Annotated in this window: 21 protein-coding genes; 10 read left to right on the forward strand and 11 right to left on the reverse strand. The window is 58.0% G+C overall.

Annotated features, from left to right (window positions below; all coding sequences use genetic code 11):
* Positions 1-42 precede the first annotated feature (42 nt).
* Positions 43-1,308, forward strand: a complete 1,266-nt coding sequence (gene purD, locus HKX44_RS06975; protein WP_276150552.1) for a phosphoribosylamine--glycine ligase — start codon at positions 43-45, stop codon at positions 1,306-1,308.
* 120 nt (positions 1,309-1,428) lie between these two features.
* On the opposite strand, the gene HKX44_RS06980 is transcribed toward purD, so the two are convergent.
* The 3 genes from HKX44_RS06980 to HKX44_RS06990 all read right to left on the reverse strand — a co-directional run bounded on the left by HKX44_RS06980 (position 1,429) and on the right by HKX44_RS06990 (position 2,711).
* The gene (locus HKX44_RS06980) at positions 1,429-1,587 is read right to left on the reverse strand and encodes a hypothetical protein (protein ID WP_276150553.1); all 159 of its coding nucleotides are present in this window, start codon (positions 1,585-1,587) and stop codon (positions 1,429-1,431) included.
* Between the two features lie 102 nt (positions 1,588-1,689).
* Positions 1,690-2,388 (reverse strand): VCBS repeat-containing protein, encoded by a 699-nt coding sequence (locus HKX44_RS06985; RefSeq protein WP_276150554.1) that lies wholly within the window; start codon positions 2,386-2,388, stop codon positions 1,690-1,692.
* The gene (locus HKX44_RS06990; RefSeq protein WP_276150555.1) at positions 2,388-2,711 is read right to left on the reverse strand and encodes a 2Fe-2S iron-sulfur cluster-binding protein; all 324 of its coding nucleotides are present in this window, start codon (positions 2,709-2,711) and stop codon (positions 2,388-2,390) included. The genes HKX44_RS06985 and HKX44_RS06990 overlap by 1 nt, the downstream gene beginning before the upstream one ends.
* Before the next feature lie 147 nt (positions 2,712-2,858).
* Here HKX44_RS06990 and HKX44_RS06995 point away from each other — a divergent pair, with 147 nt between their 5' ends.
* Positions 2,859-3,422, forward strand: coding sequence for a peptidoglycan-binding domain-containing protein (locus HKX44_RS06995; protein WP_276150556.1), 564 nt, complete (start codon positions 2,859-2,861; stop codon positions 3,420-3,422).
* 60 nt (positions 3,423-3,482) lie between these two features.
* Here the strand turns inward: HKX44_RS06995 and HKX44_RS07000 are convergent, their stop codons facing one another.
* The 6 genes from HKX44_RS07000 to rpiA all read right to left on the reverse strand — a co-directional run bounded on the left by HKX44_RS07000 (position 3,483) and on the right by rpiA (position 9,839).
* The gene (locus HKX44_RS07000; protein WP_276150829.1) at positions 3,483-4,904 is read right to left on the reverse strand and encodes a DegQ family serine endoprotease; all 1,422 of its coding nucleotides are present in this window, start codon (positions 4,902-4,904) and stop codon (positions 3,483-3,485) included.
* Positions 4,905-5,249: 345 nt separating this feature from the next.
* Complete coding sequence (locus HKX44_RS07005; RefSeq protein ID WP_276150557.1) at positions 5,250-5,444, reverse strand: DUF2065 domain-containing protein; 195 nt, start codon at positions 5,442-5,444, stop codon at positions 5,250-5,252.
* A complete protein-coding gene (hflC, locus tag HKX44_RS07010; RefSeq protein WP_276150558.1) occupies positions 5,441-6,340 on the reverse strand; it encodes a protease modulator HflC in 900 nt (299 codons plus the stop codon). The genes HKX44_RS07005 and hflC overlap by 4 nt, the downstream gene beginning before the upstream one ends.
* Positions 6,340-7,563 (reverse strand): FtsH protease activity modulator HflK, encoded by a 1,224-nt coding sequence (gene hflK, locus HKX44_RS07015; RefSeq protein WP_276150559.1) that lies wholly within the window; start codon positions 7,561-7,563, stop codon positions 6,340-6,342. The genes hflC and hflK overlap by 1 nt, the downstream gene beginning before the upstream one ends.
* Before the next feature lie 111 nt (positions 7,564-7,674).
* Positions 7,675-9,039, reverse strand: a complete 1,365-nt coding sequence (gene gor, locus HKX44_RS07020; RefSeq protein ID WP_276150560.1) for a glutathione-disulfide reductase — start codon at positions 9,037-9,039, stop codon at positions 7,675-7,677.
* Between the two features lie 11 nt (positions 9,040-9,050).
* Positions 9,051-9,839: a ribose-5-phosphate isomerase RpiA gene (rpiA, locus tag HKX44_RS07025; RefSeq protein ID WP_276150561.1), complete on the reverse strand. Its 789-nt coding sequence runs from the start codon at positions 9,837-9,839 to the stop codon at positions 9,051-9,053.
* A gap of 237 nt (positions 9,840-10,076) precedes the next feature.
* Between rpiA and HKX44_RS07030 the strand changes: the two genes are divergently transcribed.
* Together HKX44_RS07030 and HKX44_RS07035 are read left to right on the forward strand one after the other, a co-directional pair.
* The gene (locus HKX44_RS07030) at positions 10,077-10,772 is read left to right on the forward strand and encodes a glutathione S-transferase (RefSeq protein WP_276150562.1); all 696 of its coding nucleotides are present in this window, start codon (positions 10,077-10,079) and stop codon (positions 10,770-10,772) included.
* Entirely contained in the window at positions 10,772-12,145 is a 1,374-nt protein-coding gene (locus HKX44_RS07035) for an L-serine ammonia-lyase (protein ID WP_276150563.1), read from the forward strand. Before HKX44_RS07030 ends, HKX44_RS07035 begins: the two co-directional genes overlap by 1 nt.
* A 246-nt stretch (positions 12,146-12,391) precedes the next feature.
* On the opposite strand, the gene HKX44_RS07040 is transcribed toward HKX44_RS07035, so the two are convergent.
* Positions 12,392-13,342, reverse strand: a complete 951-nt coding sequence (locus tag HKX44_RS07040; RefSeq protein WP_276150564.1) for an NAD(P)-dependent oxidoreductase — start codon at positions 13,340-13,342, stop codon at positions 12,392-12,394.
* Positions 13,343-13,880: 538 nt separating this feature from the next.
* Between HKX44_RS07040 and HKX44_RS07045 the strand changes: the two genes are divergently transcribed.
* From HKX44_RS07045 to HKX44_RS07055, 3 genes are all read left to right on the forward strand, one after another.
* On the forward strand, positions 13,881-14,792 hold the full coding sequence (locus tag HKX44_RS07045; RefSeq protein ID WP_276150565.1) for a pirin family protein: 912 nt from the start codon (positions 13,881-13,883) through the stop codon (positions 14,790-14,792).
* Between the two features lie 395 nt (positions 14,793-15,187).
* Positions 15,188-15,397 (forward strand): hypothetical protein, encoded by a 210-nt coding sequence (locus tag HKX44_RS07050; protein WP_276150566.1) that lies wholly within the window; start codon positions 15,188-15,190, stop codon positions 15,395-15,397.
* 356 nt (positions 15,398-15,753) lie between these two features.
* Positions 15,754-16,497, forward strand: a complete 744-nt coding sequence (locus tag HKX44_RS07055; RefSeq protein WP_276150567.1) for a hypothetical protein — start codon at positions 15,754-15,756, stop codon at positions 16,495-16,497.
* A gap of 24 nt (positions 16,498-16,521) precedes the next feature.
* Here HKX44_RS07055 and HKX44_RS07060 read toward each other — a convergent pair whose 3' ends face one another.
* A complete protein-coding gene (locus tag HKX44_RS07060) occupies positions 16,522-17,103 on the reverse strand; it encodes a TetR/AcrR family transcriptional regulator (RefSeq protein WP_276150568.1) in 582 nt (193 codons plus the stop codon).
* 76 nt (positions 17,104-17,179) lie between these two features.
* On the opposite strand from HKX44_RS07060, the gene HKX44_RS07065 reads away from it, so the two are divergent.
* The 3 genes from HKX44_RS07065 (at position 17,180) to HKX44_RS07075 (ending at position 19,337) form a co-directional block, all read left to right on the forward strand.
* Positions 17,180-17,467 carry a hypothetical protein gene (locus HKX44_RS07065; RefSeq protein WP_276150569.1) on the forward strand — a complete coding sequence of 96 codons (288 nt, stop codon included), beginning with the start codon at positions 17,180-17,182 and terminating at the stop codon, positions 17,465-17,467.
* A 119-nt stretch (positions 17,468-17,586) separates the two neighbouring features.
* Positions 17,587-18,885 carry a homoserine dehydrogenase gene (locus HKX44_RS07070; RefSeq protein WP_276150570.1) on the forward strand — a complete coding sequence of 433 codons (1,299 nt, stop codon included), beginning with the start codon at positions 17,587-17,589 and terminating at the stop codon, positions 18,883-18,885.
* A gap of 23 nt (positions 18,886-18,908) precedes the next feature.
* Complete coding sequence (locus HKX44_RS07075; RefSeq protein WP_276150571.1) at positions 18,909-19,337, forward strand: YqaA family protein; 429 nt, start codon at positions 18,909-18,911, stop codon at positions 19,335-19,337.
* The last annotated feature ends 24 nt before the right edge of the window (positions 19,338-19,361 follow it).

The raw sequence follows: 19,361 nt of genomic DNA on the forward strand, positions 1-19,361 counted from the left end.
CAGCTTAGAACGCCCGCAATCAAAGGCCAAGGGAACATGCTGATGAACATCCTGATTTTAGGCAGCGGCGGACGCGAACACAGCCTCGCTTGGGCCACTTTGCAAAACCCCAAATGTGACAAGCTGATCGTCGCTCCGGGCAACGCTGGCATCGCGAAAATCGCCGATTGCGCCAGTATCGACATCATGGATGGTGCGGCGGTCATTACCTTTTGCGAAGAAAACAACATCGACTTTGTTATCATCGGCCCAGAAGCGCCGCTCGCCGCCGGTGTTGCCGACGACCTGCGCGGTGCAGGGTTTCTGGTCTTCGGCCCCTCGTCTGCGGCGGCACAGCTGGAAGCCTCCAAAGCCTTCACCAAGGAGATCTGCGCTGCCAGCAATGCGCCCACAGCCGGATACGCCCATTTCACCGATCACGCGAGTGCAAGTGCCTATGTCGCCCAAACCCCCGCGCCGTTGGTGATCAAAGCCGATGGTCTGGCCGCTGGCAAAGGGGTGATCATCGCGATGACCGACGCCGAAGCCGCCGCAGCAGTGGATGAAATGTTCGATGGTGCCTTTGGCGACGCCGGTGCCGAGGTGGTGATCGAAGAGTTCATGGAAGGTGAAGAAGCGTCGTTCTTTGTTCTATGTGACGGCGAAAATGTCCTGCCCATCGGTACCGCACAGGATCACAAACGCGTTGGCGACGGCGACACCGGCCCGAACACCGGCGGCATGGGGGCCTATTCCCCCGCGCCGGTTCTAACCGACGAGATTGCACAAAAGGCGTTGGATGAAATCATCCGCCCGACCATGGCCGAAATGGCAAAACGCGGCATCCCGTATCAAGGGGTGCTTTATGCCGGCCTGATGATCAAGGACGGCCAGCCGCGTCTGGTTGAATACAACGCCCGTTTTGGTGATCCCGAATGTCAGGTGCTGATGATGCGTCTTGGTGCACAGGCCTTTGATCTGATCCATGCCACCGCACAGGGCCGCCTTTCGCAAGTGCAGGTCAACTGGGCAGACGACCACGCGATCACAGTTGTGATGGCGGCCAAAGGCTATCCTGCCGCCTATGAAAAAGGCACGGTGATCAAAGGGCTGGACGGTTTGCCCGAGGACAGCAGCAATATGGTTTTCCATGCCGGCACCACCGCCAAAGACGGCAGCCTCACCGCCACCGGTGGCCGCGTGCTGAATGTCACCGCGCGGGGGAACACTTTGAAAGAAGCCCGCAACCGCGCCTATGATATGCTTAGCCGGATCGACTGGCCTGAAGGGTTTAGCCGCAGTGATATTGGCTGGCGGGCGCTGGATTAGGGTCAGGCCCCAATAATCCTGTATCGTCAGCGGCAATTCCACGAAATTTCAATGGTTTGGGCCGCGCGGTCAATAGTGGTTCTATTTGCAAGCGGTCCAAGACGCTGAAATGAAGTGAAATTACTGCCCTGCGGGTTTGCCGGATTTTCCCGCTTCCCATTGCCCGGCAGGGTCATCCAAAGGATGATCCCGAGAGGGGGCGTTACATCTATTTGAAATAGAACCACCACTGCCCGACAGGGCATTGCGCAGCAATGTCCCGAGAGGGGATTCCTGCATAAGATGTTCCTTGTTAGCGAAAAAATCAGGCAAACTGACGGCACAGGATTAATGGGTCCTGACCCTAGGCCCTTCAGTGTTTCCAAAGAAACCTGAAAACCTCTAATCGCAGGCCAGCGCTGCTGCAAAGCTGGCGCGGCCCGTGTGTGGCCCGATATCGCGTACCGCAAAAGTGCGGCCTTCAAAGCTGACGGCGGCAAGCCGCACCCAATCCGCTGTGGCCACAATCATTTCAGGTCTGCCCGCACAGCTACGGATACCGCCTGCGATGTCCGCCTCTGCGATCCTATGGTTGGTGAACCCCCGCAGCGCAGCAATCGGTGTCAGTTTATTGCCCGCTTCGAAACGCCAGATTCGAATGGTTTTGGCCAGATGCGGGCGGTCAACATAAGCGACTTCAATCACCCCGTCCCCGTCCAGATCAGCCGCGCCAATCGGGGCCAGCCAACGATTGCTGCGCCCGATATGCGGGGTTTCGGCAATTTTACCCTCTGCGGTATAAACCGCCAGCGCCGCCCCCTTGGCCATATCGGTTTCAACCACCACGACCTCGGGTTGTCCATCACCGGTGACATCCCACAATCGCGGGGCGATATCTTCGAATACATGATCCTTCGGCAGATCCACTGTCACGCGGCCCTGCCCTGCAACATCTATCTGCAACCCGCCCCATTCAATTGCATCCCCCAGAATGCCATGCGCATAGCGGGACGTGGGCTCAACAAAAACTGCCGAGGTGATCTGCTGGGCATCCGCCGGCAGGGCACAAAGCCCGCACAACAAAATGCCCAGCAACCGCATCAAATCTGCTTGGCTGGCATTTTGACGCGCAGACCGTCCAGCTCATCCGTGACCTTTATCTGGCAGGTCAAACGTGAGGTTTTTGGATCAGGCTCGAATGCGAAATCGAGCATGTCTTCTTCCATGTCGTCCTTGGCCGGCACTTTTTCTACCCATGCTTCATCCACATAGACGTGGCAGGTGGAACAGGCACAGGCCCCGCCACAATCAGCCTCGATGCCGGGGATGTTATTGTCGCGTGCGCCTTCCATGACCGTCAGCCCGTTGGCCACATCGACCACATGCTCTTTGCCGCCATGCTCGACATAGGTAATTTTTGCCATATCTGTTTTCCTGTCTTAAAGTTTAGATTGTTTCTAACGGGGGCCGTCCACCTCTGCCAGCCCCTTTTCGCAGTCACCTCTGCCGCTTTGCAGCGCGCCAAAAACGCGCTATTGTGCCTGAAAAACCAGACCCAAAGGCAGCGGGCAATGACACAGGCAATTTTCAAGAACAGGCGGGCGTGGCACCTGGCACTCGCACTGCTGACCTGCACAGCGCTGGCCGGCTGTGATCCCGTGACCTCCCCGTCCCCAGCGGAGCCCCCTGAACCCGGCGTTCTGGAAGCCACGCGCAACGGGCCCGCCGACGCGCCGGCAGGCAGTTGTTGGGGCAAGACCATCAGCCCCGCCGTGGTGGAGCGTGTCACCGAACAGGTGCAGATCAAGCCGGCATTGGTGAATCCGGATGGCACAATTGGTCGCCTGCCCGTCTACCGCACCGAAAAACGTCAGGTGATTGTGACACCGCGCCGCGATAACTGGTTCCAGACCCCTTGTCCGGATGTTCTGACCCCGGAATTCCTGTCCTCATTGCAACGCGCCTTGCAAGTCCGCGGCGGCTATAGCGGTGCCATCACCGGCAAGCTTGATGCCAAAACGCGCACCGCGGTAGAAAGGTTCCAGCGCGCACAGGGTCTCGACAGCGCTGTGCTTTCCTTGGCCACAGCCCGCACATTGGGCCTGATCGCCGTGCCGCGCGTGCCGTCAGAGTAACGCAAAAGGGCACCCGGTAAGGTGCCCTTCTTGTCGCAAGCAGATACCTCTGTGAGCGGCTCAGCTGCCCAAAGCCAAGGCCACAAACCGTGGATCACCGTTGCGACGGACCAGCAACAACAGTGACTTACGTCCCGCTTCTTTTGCCGCCGCAACCCGTTTTTCAAGATCGGCAATGTTGACAACCTTCTGCTGCCCCGCCTCGGTGATCACATCCCCGGTGCGCAGCCCCTTTTCAAAGGCTTCCGACGTTTCATCTACCTCTGTCACCGCCAATCCGGTCAGTTCCTCTTCAAGGTCAAGCTCCTTGCGAATGGCATTGTTTAATGGCGACAGGGTCAACCCCAGTAAATCTTTGGTTTCCGGTTCAGCCTCGGCTTCAGGGCCATCCGTTTGCGTACCCTCTCCGTTGGCATCCTCTCGCCGGCCCAGAACCACCTTGATGGTCTGGCTCTTGCCCTCGCGCATTACGGTCACCCGGACAGCAGCACCAACCGGGCTGTTGCCCACCTGCCGAACAAGCGCACGGGTATCCGCCACCTCAACACCGTCAAACGACAGGATCACATCTCCGGTCAACAGGCCCGCCTCTTTCGCCGGCCCCTCTGGCACATCTGTGATCAAAGCACCGGTCGCCTTGGCCAACCCCATGGCATCAGCCACATCATCGGTCACGTCCTGAATGCGTACCCCCAACCAGCCACGGCGCGTCTCGCCGAATTCCTTCAACTGATCCACCACCCGCGTCACCACATTGGACGCCATGGAAAACCCGATACCGATCGACCCGCCGTTTGGCGACAAAATGGCCGTGTTAACACCGATCACCCCTCCGTCCATATTAAACAAAGGCCCCCCCGAGTTGCCTCGGTTGATCGCCGCATCGGTCTGAATGTAATCATCATAAGTCCCCGAAAGCGCACGGTTACGGGCAGACACGATCCCGGCAGACACCGAAAACCCCTGTCCCAGCGGGTTGCCCATGGCAATCACCCAATCGCCTACCCGCGCCGCATCACTATCGCCAAAGTTAACAAATGGCAGTGGCTCGGTGGCCTCGACTTTCAACAAGGCAATATCGGTGTTGGGGTCTGTGCCGATCACCTTGGCTTTCAGCTCACGACCGGAAAAGAACTCGATGGTGATCTCGTCAGCCCCTTCAATGACGTGGTTGTTGGTCACAACAAACCCGTCTTCGGAAATGACAAACCCTGACCCCAAGGCTGATGACCGGCGCGGCCTGCGCCCCTCCCCGTCACCGCCATTGTTGCGATCCTGAAACTCGCGGAAAAAATCCTCAAACGGCGATCCTTCCGGCACAATACCACGCGGACCGGTGCGCCCTTCGACCACAGTCGAGGTGGTGATATTCACCACAGACGGGCTGATCTTTTCGGCCAAAGGAGCCAGACTTTCAGGCTTGGCAAACGCCGCCACCGCCTGCAACAACACCAATGCAAAAGCCAGAACAGTCAGCATCATCGACTTCCAGGCAAAACGCTCCGACACCGGTTTTGCCTGCACCTTGACCTGCGCACCGCTGCGCCGCCGCAAATTGGCCTGTGTCTGCATCCGTGTTCTCCTGCTGTACTTTTGTGGGGCATATGCGCCCGGAAATTCCTTGCAAACAGACTGCAACGCTCTTGCCCCTGCCGCAACATCAAACATGTGGCTTATCACAGGGAATTCAACTGCCCCGATGGCAGATGCCCTGCGCACCGCCGCCTCTTCGTTTCTCTTTTTGGCCTTAAATCCTGCGGGGAGTCATCTTTGATGACGGGGCAGAGCCCCAAAAAAATGTCGTGCAGGCTTGCCTGCGCCTTTGGGTTACGCCCCAATTTGAAAGGCGATCCAGACAAAAATCAAACCCGCTACAATCACCAGAAACCCGATCTGGCGCACAGCCGCTTCGGGCATCTGACGCAGCGCTTCCAACATGCGTTCCAAAAACGAAGGGGCCAGTGCGTACACCAGCCCCTCGAAAATCATCACCAGCCCGAAAGCCAGAAAGATCAAGCTCAATTGCGCGCACCTTGAACCGGCGCTCCACCTTGGTCCGAGCGCAAATAGTTAAAGAACTCACTATCCGGTGACAGAACCATGGTAGAGTTATTGCCTTTCAGCGCTTCCTCATAGGCCGTTAGAGAACGGTAGAATTCAAAGAACTCCTGATCCTTGCCATAGGCTTCTGCAAAGATCTTGTTACGTTCCGCATCCGCCTCACCTTCGATGATCCGCGCATCCCGGCGGGCCTCTGACAGGATCTCTTCATAGGTACGATCCGCCAAAGCAGTTACCCGCTGTGCCGCCTCACGGCCTCTTGCGCGCTCATCCGTCGCTTCGCGGTCCCGCTCGGCAATCATCCGTTGCAAAGTCGCGGCAAAGTTCTGTTCCGGCAGGTTGGTCTGACGCAGACGCACATCCACAACCGCAAGACCCAGCGCATCGGCGCGGGCATCTGCCCGTTCGCGGATCTGCTCCATCAAGGAAGAACGCTCAGGTGACAGGATGGTGTTCGATGTCACACCCTGCGCACCAAGAACTGCCCGGATCTGGGATTCCATAATACCGCTCAGGTCATTAACGGCCTGACGTTCACCGCCGGCACCAATGGCTTTGCGATACTGTTCGATGTCATCGATCCGATAAAGAACAAATGCGTCAATTTCCAGACGCCGGTCATCCGCCGGTGTTACCTCGATCAGCTCCGTTTCCAGCGACAGGATACGATCCTCAAATCGCACAACCTCGTCCAGCAAGGGCACTTTGAAACCGATACCCGGCTCTGTCACCACCTGCTTAATCTGCCCGAACCGCAGCACCAAAGCCTTTTCACGCTCATCAATCACAAAGATCGAAGACAAGGCCGCAACAATCGCAACCACCCCAATGGGCAGTAATAAACCCAACTTACCCATTAGTTTGATCCTCCGCTGCGTCGCAGCTCGTTCAGGGGCAGATAAGGCACAACACCCTGCCCTCCGGAACCGCCATTACCGTTTTCGAGGATGATCTTGTCGACATCCCCCAGTACTTTTTCCATGGTTTCGATATAGAGACGTTTGCGCGTCACATCAGGTGCAGCGGCATATTCAGTCAGAACCGCCTCAAAGCGGCTGGCCTCACCAACAGCATCGTTAACCACCCGCGCGCGGTAACCTTCGGCGGCTTCCAGCAATTGCGCCGATTCACCACGGGCTTCGGCGGTTTTGCGGTTGGCATAGGCATCTGCCTGACGCTCCACCCGATCGCGTTCCTGCTCAGCGGCCTGAACATCGCGGAAGGCATCCACAACAGAGCCTTGGCTCGTCGTGCCATCAGCATAGGTGATGATGACATTCTGGCTGGGCGGATCGACCTTGTTCAGGTTGACACGCAGCACATTGATACCGGTCTCGCGGTTGTCCAATGTCGACTGGATCAGAACTTTGACCTGATCGGCAACCGCACCACGGTCCCGGCTCAAGATCGGAGCCAGTTCGGACTGCGCGATCACTTCGCGCATCGCAGATTCGGAAATCGCGCGCACAGAGGATTCAGGGTCCCGCAAGGAGAACTTGAAATCTTTAGGGTTCTTAATGTTCCAAACCACCTGGAAATCAATATCAACGATGTTTTCGTCGGTGGTCAGCATCAGACCGTCGTTGCCGCCGCCGCCGCGCCGCACACCAAGTTCTTCGGTGCGGTTGGTTGTGACGTCAAACACTTCGGCGGTCACAACCGGCCAAGGCGCAAAATTCAGACCTTCGGTGCCAACAGCCGAGAATTTCCCGAGAAACAGTTCGATTGACTGTTGTTCCGGACGCACTGTGTAAAAGCTTGCCAGCCCCCATGCCACAACCGCCGCGACAATCCCCAGTCCAACAGTACCGCGGGTCAGCGCCGGCCCACTGCCGTTGCCGCGCCCGCCACCAGAGCCGTTGCCCCGTGTTGGGCCGCCACCGCCGCCGCCCATCAAGACGCGCAGCTGTTCCTGCCCCTTTTTGACCAGTTCGTCGATCTCGGGGATTTGCGGTTTGTTGTCGCCGGGTCCACGCCCGCCGCCGCCGTTCTGATTGCCGCGACCATCGGGCCCGTCGTCCCGTCCGCCACCGCCTGAATTTCCGCCGCCGCCCCAAGGACCGCCGTTGTTACCAGCCATGTATTCGTCTTCCCCTCATTCTGCCGCAGCTTTGCGACCGTCGTATTACGTCTTGATGTGGTTGTTAAACCATCAATTTCAACCGCCCCGTTCCCCGTGGCGGCTGTCTTTTCATGCGGTGCGCGTTGGCGTGCGCATCGTGACCAGCTCTTCAGACATGGTCGGATGCACCGCACAGGTCGCATCGAACTGCTCTTTTGTCAGCTTTGCCTTAACGGCAATACCCACCATCTGGATCAGTTCCCCGGCATTCGGCGCGACGATGTGACACCCCAGAACAATCCGGCTGGATTTAGAAACCACAAGCTTCATCAAAACCCGGTCCGGCTGATCGGCAAAGGCCGTCCGCATCGGACGAAACGATGTGCTGTAGACCTCAATCTCTTCCTGTTCGCTTGCTTCTTCCTCACTCATGCCCACGGTGCCCATCTCGGGCTGAGTGAAGACTGCGCTGGCAATCAGGTCGTGATCCATGGCAGTCGGAGTGCCGGCAAATACCGTCTGTACAAAAGCCATCCCTTCACGGATCGCCACCGGGGTCAGGTTCACGCGGTCGGTCACATCACCAATGGCATAGATCGACGGCACCGCGGTCTGGCTGTATTCGTTGACCTCGATCTGGCCCTTGCGGCCCAGCGCGACGCCAACATCCTCAAGCCCCATATCTTTGCTGGAGGGGTCACGGCCCGTGGCAAACATTACCTGATCGAAACTCCGCTCGCTGCCATTGGTCGATTTGACGCGAATGCCGTCTTCGGCCTGTGACATTTCAAGGATATTTGTGCCCAGATGCAAATCAACGCCGCTGTGACACATGCTTTCGGAAACCAGCCCGCGGGCTTCGTCATCAAAACCACGCAGAATTTGCGCGCCGCGATAGTATTGCGTGACTTCAACACCCAAGCCATTGAGGATACAGGCAAACTCGCAGGCAATATACCCACCACCAATAATCAGCATCGACTTGGGCAGGGTTTCCAAATGAAGGATGTCATCAGAAACGATGCCAAGTTCTGCGTTTGGCAGATCGGGGCGCACCGGATGTCCGCCGGTGGCAATCAGAATATGTTTCGCCGTTTTGGTGGTGCCATCCGACAAGGCCACCGTATGGGCATCCTTGATCGAGGCACGCAGATCAAATGTTTCGACACCCGACCCCGCCAACAGCTTGCGGTAGACCCCCTCAAGACGGTCCAGCTCATCGGTCATCTTGCCGCGAAACGCGGTCCAGTCGAACGCCCCCGCCTTGATGTCCCAGCCATAGGCCGCAGCCTCGGCGGGCATGCCGGCATATTCCGATGCGAACACCATCAGCTTTTTGGGCACACAGCCCCGGATCACGCAGGTGCCGCCATACCGGTCGTCCTCGGCCAGGCCAACGCGGGCCCCGTGTTCCCCCGCCGCAACCCGCGCAGCACGCACGCCGCCAGAGCCACCGCCGATAACAAAAAGGTCGAAATCAAAGGTTTCAGCCATGCAAATAGTCCTTAATCAGAGAGATCGGAAAACAGATTGTCCGCCTCGACAAAATCCAGCCGCTCGGTGGCGACTGTGCCATCATTTATGTCCCGCACCTCGACACGACCATCCCCGTAGCCGATCACAACTGCGTCACAAATGTCGATAAACAAACCGTTTTCGACGACGCCGGGCATCTGGTTGACCACCAGCGCCAACTGACGGGCATTGCCAATGCGGTTCATATGCAGGTCCAATATGTGGTTCCCCTCATCTGTGATGTAAGGCACGTCACCGCTCATGCGCAGCGTCGACCTGCGCCCCAGAACATCCATGGAAATCAGCGTTTCCTCTATCAATGCCTGCGTGGTCTGCCAGCCAAATGGGATCACCTCGACCGGCAGGGGAAAGGCCCCGAGAGTCTCGACCTCTTTGCCCACATCAGCAATCACCACCATCTGGTCACTTGCCGTTGCCACGATTTTTTCTTGCAACAGGGCACCGCCGCCGCCTTTGATCAGGTTTAAGTCCCCGTCAAATTCATCCGCACCGTCGATTGTCAGGTCCAGCCATTTGGCCTCGTCCAGCGAAATCACCTCAATTCCGACAGCCCGCGCCAGTTCTGCCGTGCGGGACGAGGTCGGCACCCCTTTGATGCGCAACCCATCATCGCGCACCATCTCGCCCAGACAGCGCACCAGCCAAGCGGCGGTCGATCCGGTCCCCAGTCCCACACGCATACCATCCTCGACATATTGCGCGGCACGTTTGGCCGCGACAAACTTTGCCTTGTCGATGGGGGACAGTTCTCCGGCCATGGGTCAGCTCCGATGCAAGTGAGATGCAGGTCGTCTTGCAGGTCTTATAGAAAGATTCCCTTGTGGGCGCGAGGGGCAGGAAGCCGGTTTTTTGGCCGGGATTTGTGACATTTGTCCGATTTTCGCGGCCCCACAGCCAGAGAACGCGCAGGCCATCCATTACACATACGCCCATTATGGCGTATATCAGGTCGCATTCACACCTGCACCTCCCGCCCGATCCCCTAGATGTTTCCCATGACCTATGTTTTGCACTACGCCCCTGACAATGCCTCCCTGATCATCCGGGCCGCCCTTGAGCTGTGCGGACAGCCTTATGAAACCCGTCTGGTGGACCGCGCCAGCCGTCAACAAGCCTCTGCCGACTACCGGGCACTGAATCCTGCGGGACTGATACCGGTACTGGAAACCCCGCAAGGACCGATCTTTGAGACCGGCGCAATCCTGCTCTGGCTTGCGGATACCCATGGCGGGCTTGGCCCCGGCCCCGGTGCCCCAAATCGGGCAGACTTCTTGAAATGGCTGTTCTTCCTGTCAAACACGCTCCACCCTGCGCTTCGGATGCTGTTCTATCCTCAGAAATACATCGCGCAAGACCACGCCGCGGCCCTGCGGGACGGGCTTGAGCAAACCCTGAACCAGAACTTTCACATATTGGACCAAGCCGCCGCCGACCATCCTGCAATCTTTGGCGGGGGCACGCCAACAGCACTTGATCTTTACGCCGCAGCCCTGTTGCGCTGGTCAGCGATTTATCCAACGGATCGGCCCAAGACCTGGTTTTCCCTTGCCGCTTTCCCAACACTTCAATGCATTTGCACCCGACTTGATGCCTTGCCATTCACTGATTGCTTGCACCTGACCGAAGGCTTGGGCACACATCCTTTTAGCAATCCGCATCCTTCAACCCCTCCCATAGGCAGCGCCACCTGATGTTTCTTTCCGTCTTCGATATGTTCAAAGTGGGCATTGGCCCGTCTTCGTCCCACACCATGGGGCCGATGGTTGCGGCACAGCGGTTTCTGGAAGCCATGCGCGCCTCGCCGTTCCATTTTGCAGGGCTGCGGGCATCGCTGCACGGCTCGCTGGCCTTTACCGGCGTCGGCCATGCGACCGATCGCGCAACAATCCTTGGCCTTGCAGGGTTCACGCCGGAAACCTATGACGCCGAAAAGGCCGAGGCGGCGCTGGCGGCCATCAACGACACCCATCAGATCACTTTGGACGGGCTGCCCGCCCTTGCCTTCAACCCCAAAACCGACCTGATCTTTGACTATGATACCAAACTGGACGGCCACGCCAATGGCATGATCCTGATGGCCACTGATGCCCAGGGCGACATCACCCTGCGCGAGACGTATTATTCCATCGGCGGCGGATTTGTGATGACCGAAAGTGAACTGGCTGCGGGCAAGGACACTGACGAGGGGGCGCCAATCCCCTTCCCGTTCAAATCCGCAACCGAGATGCTGGAGATGTCACAATCATCTGGCAAAACCATCGCCCAGATGAAGCGCGCCAACGAAGTCTCCCGTAATGGGGAAATCCATCTGCGTGCCGGCACCAAGCGCCTGTGGCAGGTGATGAATGATTGCATCGATCGCGGGCTGACCAGCGAAGGCACCCTGCCCGGCGGCCTCTATGTCAAACGCCGCGCTAAAGGTATCCATGATGCGCTGGTCGCGGAACGCGGCCTGAACCAACCCGCACCCCACACAATCAACGACTGGATGAGCGCCTATGCCATGGCTGTGAACGAAGAGAACGCCGCTGGCGGTCAGGTCGTCACCGCCCCCACCAACGGGGCTGCTGGCGTGCTGCCCGCCACCCTGCGCTATTACCTCGATCATGTACCGGGTGCCTCAGAGGCGCATATCGAGGATTTCCTGCTCACTGCCGCGGCCATCGGTGGGCTGGTGAAATTCAACGCTTCGATCTCAGGGGCCGAAGCCGGCTGTCAGGCCGAAGTCGGCTCGGCCGCCGCCATGTCTGCCGCCGGCCTCTGTGCTGTGATGGGTGGCACGCCGGAACAGGTTGAGAACGCTGCCGAAATCGCACTTGAACACCACCTCGGCATGACCTGCGACCCAGTCAAAGGTCTGGTGCAGGTGCCCTGTATCGAACGCAACGGGCTGGGCGCAATCAAAGCCGTCTCAGCCGCCTCTCTGGCCCTGCGCGGCGATGGCACCCACCTTGTCCCGCTGGATGCCTGTATTGAAACCATGCGCCAGACCGGCGCAGACATGAGCGAGAAATACAAAGAGACCTCGTTGGGCGGTCTCGCGGTCAATGTGCCCAACTGCTGACATCCCCGCAGCGGTGATTCTGCACGGGGTCAAGGATGCCGCAGGCACCAATCTGTGATTGGCCCGTCCTTTACGCCGTTCGGAATCGCCCCCACCCTTGCGCAGGTGACTTGAGGATCACAGTGATCCCTCAAGCACCTCTCAGCAAATCGGGCGAAGCTCTCTGCGTGTCCCCACACCGCTATTCTGCGAGAACGCCGCCCCCAAATTCCTAAAATGTAATCGCGCGCAAGCGCGTCCGGCGGATCAACCGAGCCCGCGCACCGGCACCTCATATCCGCGCTCTTCGGGTTCATCATCGACCAGCTCCGTCGGAAACCCCGGCGCAGTGATGCTCAGCCCTGTTGCCTCTTCCAGTCGCTCGATCATCCGGTCAGACTGGGCGCGCTCTCCGAACCGCGCTTGCGCGTCCGACAACATCGAAATCATCAACGGCGACATCTCCAACGGCACATTGTGATCATCGGCAAGTTTTTGGAACAGGCCAACGTCCTTTTGCACCAGATCAAGCGTGAAATTCACGTCCCGCGCGCCCGATAAGATCAGCTGGCTCTCGGTTTCATGTACAAAGGAATTACCGGATGACGCCGCAATCGCCTCATAGGTCACGCCAAGGTCCATGCCCGCTGCCTTCATCACAGTCAGCGCCTCGCAAAGAGACAAAAGGTTTATTGTTGCCAGATAGTTGGTCATCACTTTTAACGTACTGGATACACCCACATCCCCCACATGCAGAATGCGCCGGCCCATATGGGTCAAGACCGGCAGCACCCTGTCAAAGGTCTCGCGCGTGCAGCCCGCATAAATCGAGATATTACCGGTATCGGCCCTGTGACACCCGCCCGAAACCGGGCAATCCACGGCCTCTCCCCCCCGGGCCAGCACAGCCTCTGCATGCGCCTTGATCTGATCCGCATCCGTGGTCGACATCTCCATCCAGATCTTGCCGCCCCCCACATGCGGCATCATTTCGGCCAGCACAGCCGCACAGGCCGCCGGACTGGGCAGACAGGTGATCACCGCATCACAACTTTGCATCAGTCCCGCTGCCGATCCACCATCCTGCGCCCCACGCGCCACAAAACCTGCAACCAACCCCGCATCCAGATCGTGGATCGCCAGATCAACCCCGTTGCGCAGCAGTGATCCTGCAAGCTTGCCTCCGACATTACCCAACCCGATAAACCCAACTTTCATAACGCTCTCCCTGTGCTGTTCACCCCATGAAGCGGGGACAGAACCGTCATGTCGCGCCCAGCTGCGACTTTTGCCGCACCGGTTACGCTGTGGGTCAGCGCTCAGCGCGCCCGCGCGAGGTCAGGGACTGCTTTACACCAAGGCCAATGTCACCGGGAGCGGCGCACATTGCCGTGCCAGTCCTCCCCGGGAATCGCGCTTTGATGGGGATGTGAAGCGCCGATCAGGGAGCCACCGCCGCCCGACAAAAGAAGCCAAAGCCCAACCGCAAAGCTTAGCACCACGATGACAAGAGCCGGGGAGATTTTTGGGAATTTCATTGAGTGATCTGTATCTTGACACGCCATCGGAGCCTCCTGAGTTTTGTTCAGGTCTTGTTTACGGGATACATTTAAATTCTAAAAACGAATATATGTTAGCAAACACATCACCATTGGTGATGACATGCAAACCTGCACAGAGGTGGTTCAATTTTGCTGTGTTGTCGCAGATCTCCCCCCTGCCTATCTTCACCGGACACCCTTTGAAGGAGGTCAATATGTCCATCAGACCCACACTTGAAACCCGCCACGCCAGCCCCACGCTGGAAGGGGCCGGCGTCAAACTTTACCGCGCTTTTGGTTTTCAGGACCCGTCAGAACTGGACCCCTTCCTGCTGTTTGACGATTTCCGCAATGACCACCCCGAGGATTTCGAAAAGGGCTTTCCTTGGCACCCGCATCGCGGGATCGAAACCATTACCTATGTGCTGGAAGGCACTGTCGATCACGCGGATTCACTGGGCAATGATGGCACATTGGGGGCCGGTGATGTGCAGTGGATGACCGCCGGGCGCGGCATCTTGCATCAGGAGATGCCCAAGGGAAATGCCAACGGGCAAATGCATGGTTTCCAGCTTTGGGGCAACCTGCCTGCCGACCAGAAAATGATCGCGCCACGCTATCAGGACATCACCAGTGCAGACATTCCCGTGGTCACTGAGGATGACGGCACCCGTGTCAAAGTGATCACCGGTGATTTCTGGGGCAAAAAAGGCCCCGTCGACGGGATTGCAGCTGACCCCCAATATCTGGATATTTCCGTACCCGCCGGCGTGAAAAAGACATTTCGGATAGACACTTACCGGCGCGCGTTCGCCTATGTTTTTGGCGGGTCCGGCGCCTTTGCCGATGCCTCCGCGCCCGCTGGCGTCCTGCTTGAGAAAGAGGTTGCGGGCGAGGAAGTCAACATTCGTGACATGTCTGGCGACCGTACTCTGATCCGCTTTGGCAGCGGTGACGAAGTGACGGTTCAGGCCGGTCCCGAAGGCATCCGGTTTCTGCTGATTTCAGGGGCCCCAATAGAAGAGCCGGTCGCCTGGCACGGGCCGATCGTGATGAACACCCGCGCAGAGCTTCAAACAGCCATGGCGGAACTGCGCAACGGGACGTTTATCAAACCTGCGCATTGAGCGTTAGGTAACACAGCTTATTTCAGTGACCGGAAGGGCCAAACCTTCCCCCATTCCCACCCATGCCGAGTGATCTTGTTGAATGGCGAAAAACACTCGACCGGTGCCTTGACCTTAAACCCAGCGTTCAGCGACTGGATGATGGGATGGCCCTCTGGGTGGAACGATCCGCTGCGGCCGGCAACGGGGTGGTCCCCTTGGCTGCGGCAAATGCGTGGCGTTATTTGAAGGGGGTGTTAATGGCCCCTTAAAGGGGCCTTCAAACTCGGTGTTTCGGTACCTGCTTAAAGATGGTTAGATGTCGGCTGTGCGGACTTTGTTACCCGTCAAAATTATGACATCCTCTGCAAGTACTCTCGGTCTGTGTGCTAAGTTATTCGGCAATGGAGTAAACAATGACAATTAACCAAGTTCTTTCGCTCTTAGCGCCGATGCTAATATTCGCAGCGTTCGTGATTGCGATCATCAAGTTGTTACGAGCAAAAAAGAAAAAGCCTGTACAAACACATCAGCCACACAGTCCAAACTCTGGAAATGACTCCGCTGCTATCGCCCGTAGCGTAATGGAAGGTCGCGGGGCTAACTTCACAGGTATGAATTTCTAAAAACCTTAGTCTGTTCGCAGCTCGATGGCGGCCGCTCAGGGCTCCGAAGCTGACATTCACTACAATCAACTGTTCAAACGGTGTTTAAGGCCGTATTTGAAGCATTAAAACAAAAACTGTTTGCTGCAGAAATGTCTGTCATTCACTGCAAAACTTCGTGTCACGCTACAGCAAATATCTCTGTCATTCACTGCAAAAATTGGTGTCGCGCTACAATGAGGTACTGGTTGGGTTAACCAATTAACTACTTAACCAATTGTTTACTTTCAACTTTCCGAAAGCACAAGAACACGCGACACAGGCCCGAGTACCGACGGGGGCCGGTGCATTGCTGATTTGAGCAAAGGAAAGTCACTATGTTCCATTCGTTGTTAAAAGCCGCTGCTCTTGCCACGCTGACGGCGCTGCCAGCCCATGCTGATTCCGGTTTGGGCATCATCGGGGGCACATTGCGCCTGGGGGGCTCGGATCAGGAGTGGGAAGGCGGATATGTAGCTGGCACTGTGGATGTTGCCATCACTCAAAACCACGGCCTGCAACTTGATCTGCAATACGAAGAACGCACCAATGGCGGCATCGGCCGGTTTGGCAGCGTGCTGTACATGACCCCGCGCGACGGCCAAAAATACGGGCTAACGCTGATGGTTGCCGATAAAAACAATGCCTCTGCAACCTATGGCCAGATTGGTGCGGCGGGCATGTTCACTGTGGCCAAAGACTTCAATTTCGAGCTGCGCACGGCTGCGGGCCTGTCCGCTGACAATAATCTGGATTGGATCACCGCAGGTGCGGGTCTGCACTGGCAAGCCACGGATGCGACCCGGTTTTATGCTCAATATGACATCACCGAATTTGACGAGCAGAACTTTGGAGCTGTCGCCCATGAAGCGACATTTGGCTTGCAGACCCGTCTGGGTAACACGCCCGCCTCTCTCTTTGCCGAAGCATCACGCGATTGGCTGAATGGGCGCAACCGTGCGGATGCAAGCACCACATTGCGTGCAGGGGTCAGCATCGCATTGGGCCACGCCGGCAACAACCAGCCCGCCTTTCACGTGTCTGACCCCATGCGCCAGCTCGTGCGGCGCGGTTTGTTCTAAGGTCAGGACCCCAGGTTCGGGCGCTTAGGCCCCTACGGCTTTGCGCACCATATCCCAATACTGTGCCACAACTTCATCCAACGACAAGCGGCCACCATCGCGAAACCATGTGTTCACGCCAGTCAGCATGGCAATGATGGCAAGGGTAACGATCTTGCTGTCTGTCACCTCGAACACCCCTGCCGCCGCGCCATCGTGCAGGATCTTTTCCAGCCGGTCCTCGTACCGACGGCGCAGCGCCTCGATCTCGGTAAAGTTGGCCGGTTCCAGATTGCGCAGCTCCATATAGGCGATGAAGACCTCGTCGGGGCGGTCGGCGTGGAAACGGATGTGAAAAGAGACAAACTGCTCCAACTGGGCCAGAGGATCTCCTTTTGCCGGGACAGCCGCCGCCAGTAGCGCCTCCAGATGTCCGCGCATCAAATCAACCAACAGCGATTGTTTGTCCGGTGTGTAGTTATACAGCGCACCGGCCTGCACGCCGACCTCTGCGGCAATCATGCGCATCGAAACCGCAGCATAGCCACGCTGCGCAAAAAGGCGCAAAGCGGTTTGCCGTATTTTGGGGCCGGTGATTCCGGCGTGTGATCCTGTGGTGCGTGCCATGACCCCAAATTAATGAACATCCGTTCAAAAGCAAAGCCCGCTTGCGCGGTCGCAGACAGTGGTGCAAGAACAACATATGAAACTTGCCCTTTCCTTTTGCATGATCGCCCTCGCGCTGACCGGTTGTACCCAGTTTCCCGATCTTGATCATACCCAAAGTGACGCTTTGAAAGCGGCGGAATACCCTGCCCTTGTGCCGATCGAACCGCTTTTGGCACGTGCCAATGCTCCCGGTCCCGATCCGGTGCAAACGCAGGAAAATCTGGACAGCCGGCTGGCGGGTCTGCGGGCGCGGGCAAATGCCATGCGCGGCACGGTTTTGTCAAACGCAGAAAAGCGGCGGCTTGAAACCGGCCTGCGCTGACATCCCCCTATATATAACGGCCAACCGGGTTTTGCCGCGTTGCAAGGCCGCTGCGAAACCGCTACATCGCCAGGCAACACCAATTCGTTTGAACCTCCCTTTGAAAAGGACCATCCGCCATGTCTGATGCCACCTCAGCCCCTCTTCGCCTTGGTATTGCTGGTTTGGGCACCGTCGGTGTCGGCGTGGTGCGCATTATTCGCCAGCAGGCGGCAGTGCTGGAGGCACGCACAGGGCGCAAGATCACCATTTCAGCGGTATCGGCACGCACCAAGGGGCGTGACCGCGGAGTCGCACTGGACAGCTACGCGTGGGAAGACGATCCGGTTGCACTGGCGACCCGTGATGACGTCGATGTCTTTGTTGAACTGATGGGCGGCGACGAAGGCCCGGCCAAGGACGCCACCGAGGCCGCGTTGAAAGCCGGCAAGGATGTCGTAACCGCAAACAAGGCAATGTTGGCAATTCACGGTCAGGCCCTTGCAGAGCTTGCCGAAAACAAGGGGCGCGTCATCCGTTACGAGGCCGCAGTGGCTGGCGGTATCCCGGTGATCAAGACCTTGATGGAAGGCCTGGCCGGCAATGAAATCACCCGCGTGATGGGCGTGATGAACGGCTCGTGCAATTATATACTGACCCGCATGGAAACCTCCGGCGGCACCTATCAGGACATCTTTGCCGAGGCCGACGGGCTGGGCTATCTCGAAGCGGATCCGCAACTGGATGTGGGCGGCATTGATGCCGCGCATAAGCTGGCAATTCTATCGGCCATTGCCTTTGGCACTCAGGTTGATTTCGACGGTATCCAGTTGGAAGGCATTGAACGGGTCAGCATCGAGGATATTCGCGCCGCGGCTGACATGGGCTACAAGATCAAGCTGCTGGGCGTGACCCAGAAAACCGGCCGCGGGTTGGAACAGCGGATGCAGCCCTGTCTTGTGCCGGACACCTCGCCACTGGCACAGCTGGATGGCGGCACCAATATGGTGGTCCTGGAAGGCGACGCGGTCGGCCAGATCGTGCTGCGCGGTGCCGGCGCAGGCGAAGGTCCCACGGCCAGCGCCGTGATGGGCGATGTGTGCGATATCGCCCGCGGTCTGCGCGGCTCTGTATTCGGCCAGCCTGCGGCGAACCTTGTGAATGCCACAGCAGCGCTGACCAAACTGCCCGCCGCCTATTACCTGCGCCTTCAATTGGTGGACAAACCCGGTGCATTGGCCAAGATCGCGACAGTTCTGGGCGAAGCAGGAGTCAGCATTGACCGTATGCGCCAATACGCCCATGAGGACACCTCGGCACCGGTGTTGATTGTCACCCATAAAACCACCCAAGCGGACATCGAAACCGCCATTGCCTCAATGGACAGCACCGGCGTGATGGCCGGTGCCCCCGTGGCGCTGCGCATCGAAGAAGTCTGACCCTACAAGGCTAGCACAACACCATGCTGGCCTATGCTGGTCTTTTTGCCTCGGCTCTTATCGCGGCCACGATCCTGCCAATGCAGTCTGAGGCGGTACTGGTCGCGCTGATCCTGCAAGGCGATCATCCGGTTGCCACCTTGCTAATCGTGGCAACCCTTGGCAATGTTCTGGGCGCTGTCCTCAATTGGGCGCTTGGCCGGTTTCTGCTGCGGTTCAGTCACCGGCGCTGGTTTCCTGCCTCGCAAGCCCAGCTGGCGCGTGCAGAAGGGTGGTATCGCCGGTTCGGCCGCTGGTCCTTGCTGGGCAGTTGGGTGCCGGTGATCGGAGACCCGATCACAGTTGTGGCCGGCGTGTTGCGCGAACCCTTGCCATCATTTCTACTGCTGGTCACTCTGGCCAAGGCTTTTCGCTATGTTTTTCTGGCCCTGATCGCCCTCGCGTGGATTTGACAGGCTTGCCGTAATCCGCCCCTA

It is taken from the genome of Sulfitobacter sp. M05 (assembly GCF_029285175.1).
Taxonomy (GTDB): domain Bacteria; phylum Pseudomonadota; class Alphaproteobacteria; order Rhodobacterales; family Rhodobacteraceae; genus Sulfitobacter.

Bases quoted from the DNA above. Each gene is read 5' to 3' on its own strand.
- hflC (WP_276150558.1), bottom strand. From the start codon at position 6,340: ATGGGTAAGTTGGGTTTATTACTGCCCATTGGGGTGGTTGCGATTGTT.
- HKX44_RS07075 (WP_276150571.1), top strand. From the start codon at position 18,909: ATGCTGGCCTATGCTGGTCTTTTTGCCTCGGCTCTTATCGCGGCCACG.
- HKX44_RS07055 (WP_276150567.1), top strand. From the start codon at position 15,754: ATGTTCCATTCGTTGTTAAAAGCCGCTGCTCTTGCCACGCTGACGGCG.
- HKX44_RS06990 (WP_276150555.1), bottom strand. From the start codon at position 2,711: ATGGCAAAAATTACCTATGTCGAGCATGGCGGCAAAGAGCATGTGGTC.
- purD (WP_276150552.1), top strand. From the start codon at position 43: ATGAACATCCTGATTTTAGGCAGCGGCGGACGCGAACACAGCCTCGCT.
- HKX44_RS07065 (WP_276150569.1), top strand. From the start codon at position 17,180: ATGAAACTTGCCCTTTCCTTTTGCATGATCGCCCTCGCGCTGACCGGT.
- HKX44_RS07060 (WP_276150568.1), bottom strand. From the start codon at position 17,103: ATGGCACGCACCACAGGATCACACGCCGGAATCACCGGCCCCAAAATA.
- gor (WP_276150560.1), bottom strand. From the start codon at position 9,039: ATGGCTGAAACCTTTGATTTCGACCTTTTTGTTATCGGCGGTGGCTCT.
- HKX44_RS07070 (WP_276150570.1), top strand. From the start codon at position 17,587: ATGTCTGATGCCACCTCAGCCCCTCTTCGCCTTGGTATTGCTGGTTTG.
- HKX44_RS07000 (WP_276150829.1), bottom strand. From the start codon at position 4,904: ATGATGCTGACTGTTCTGGCTTTTGCATTGGTGTTGTTGCAGGCGGTG.
- HKX44_RS06980 (WP_276150553.1), bottom strand. From the start codon at position 1,587: ATGCAGGAATCCCCTCTCGGGACATTGCTGCGCAATGCCCTGTCGGGC.
- HKX44_RS06995 (WP_276150556.1), top strand. From the start codon at position 2,859: ATGACACAGGCAATTTTCAAGAACAGGCGGGCGTGGCACCTGGCACTC.
- HKX44_RS07040 (WP_276150564.1), bottom strand. From the start codon at position 13,342: ATGAAAGTTGGGTTTATCGGGTTGGGTAATGTCGGAGGCAAGCTTGCA.
- rpiA (WP_276150561.1), bottom strand. From the start codon at position 9,839: ATGGCCGGAGAACTGTCCCCCATCGACAAGGCAAAGTTTGTCGCGGCC.
- HKX44_RS06985 (WP_276150554.1), bottom strand. From the start codon at position 2,388: ATGCGGTTGCTGGGCATTTTGTTGTGCGGGCTTTGTGCCCTGCCGGCG.
- HKX44_RS07035 (WP_276150563.1), top strand. From the start codon at position 10,772: ATGTTTCTTTCCGTCTTCGATATGTTCAAAGTGGGCATTGGCCCGTCT.
- HKX44_RS07045 (WP_276150565.1), top strand. From the start codon at position 13,881: ATGTCCATCAGACCCACACTTGAAACCCGCCACGCCAGCCCCACGCTG.
- HKX44_RS07030 (WP_276150562.1), top strand. From the start codon at position 10,077: ATGACCTATGTTTTGCACTACGCCCCTGACAATGCCTCCCTGATCATC.
- hflK (WP_276150559.1), bottom strand. From the start codon at position 7,563: ATGGCTGGTAACAACGGCGGTCCTTGGGGCGGCGGCGGAAATTCAGGC.
- HKX44_RS07050 (WP_276150566.1), top strand. From the start codon at position 15,188: ATGACAATTAACCAAGTTCTTTCGCTCTTAGCGCCGATGCTAATATTC.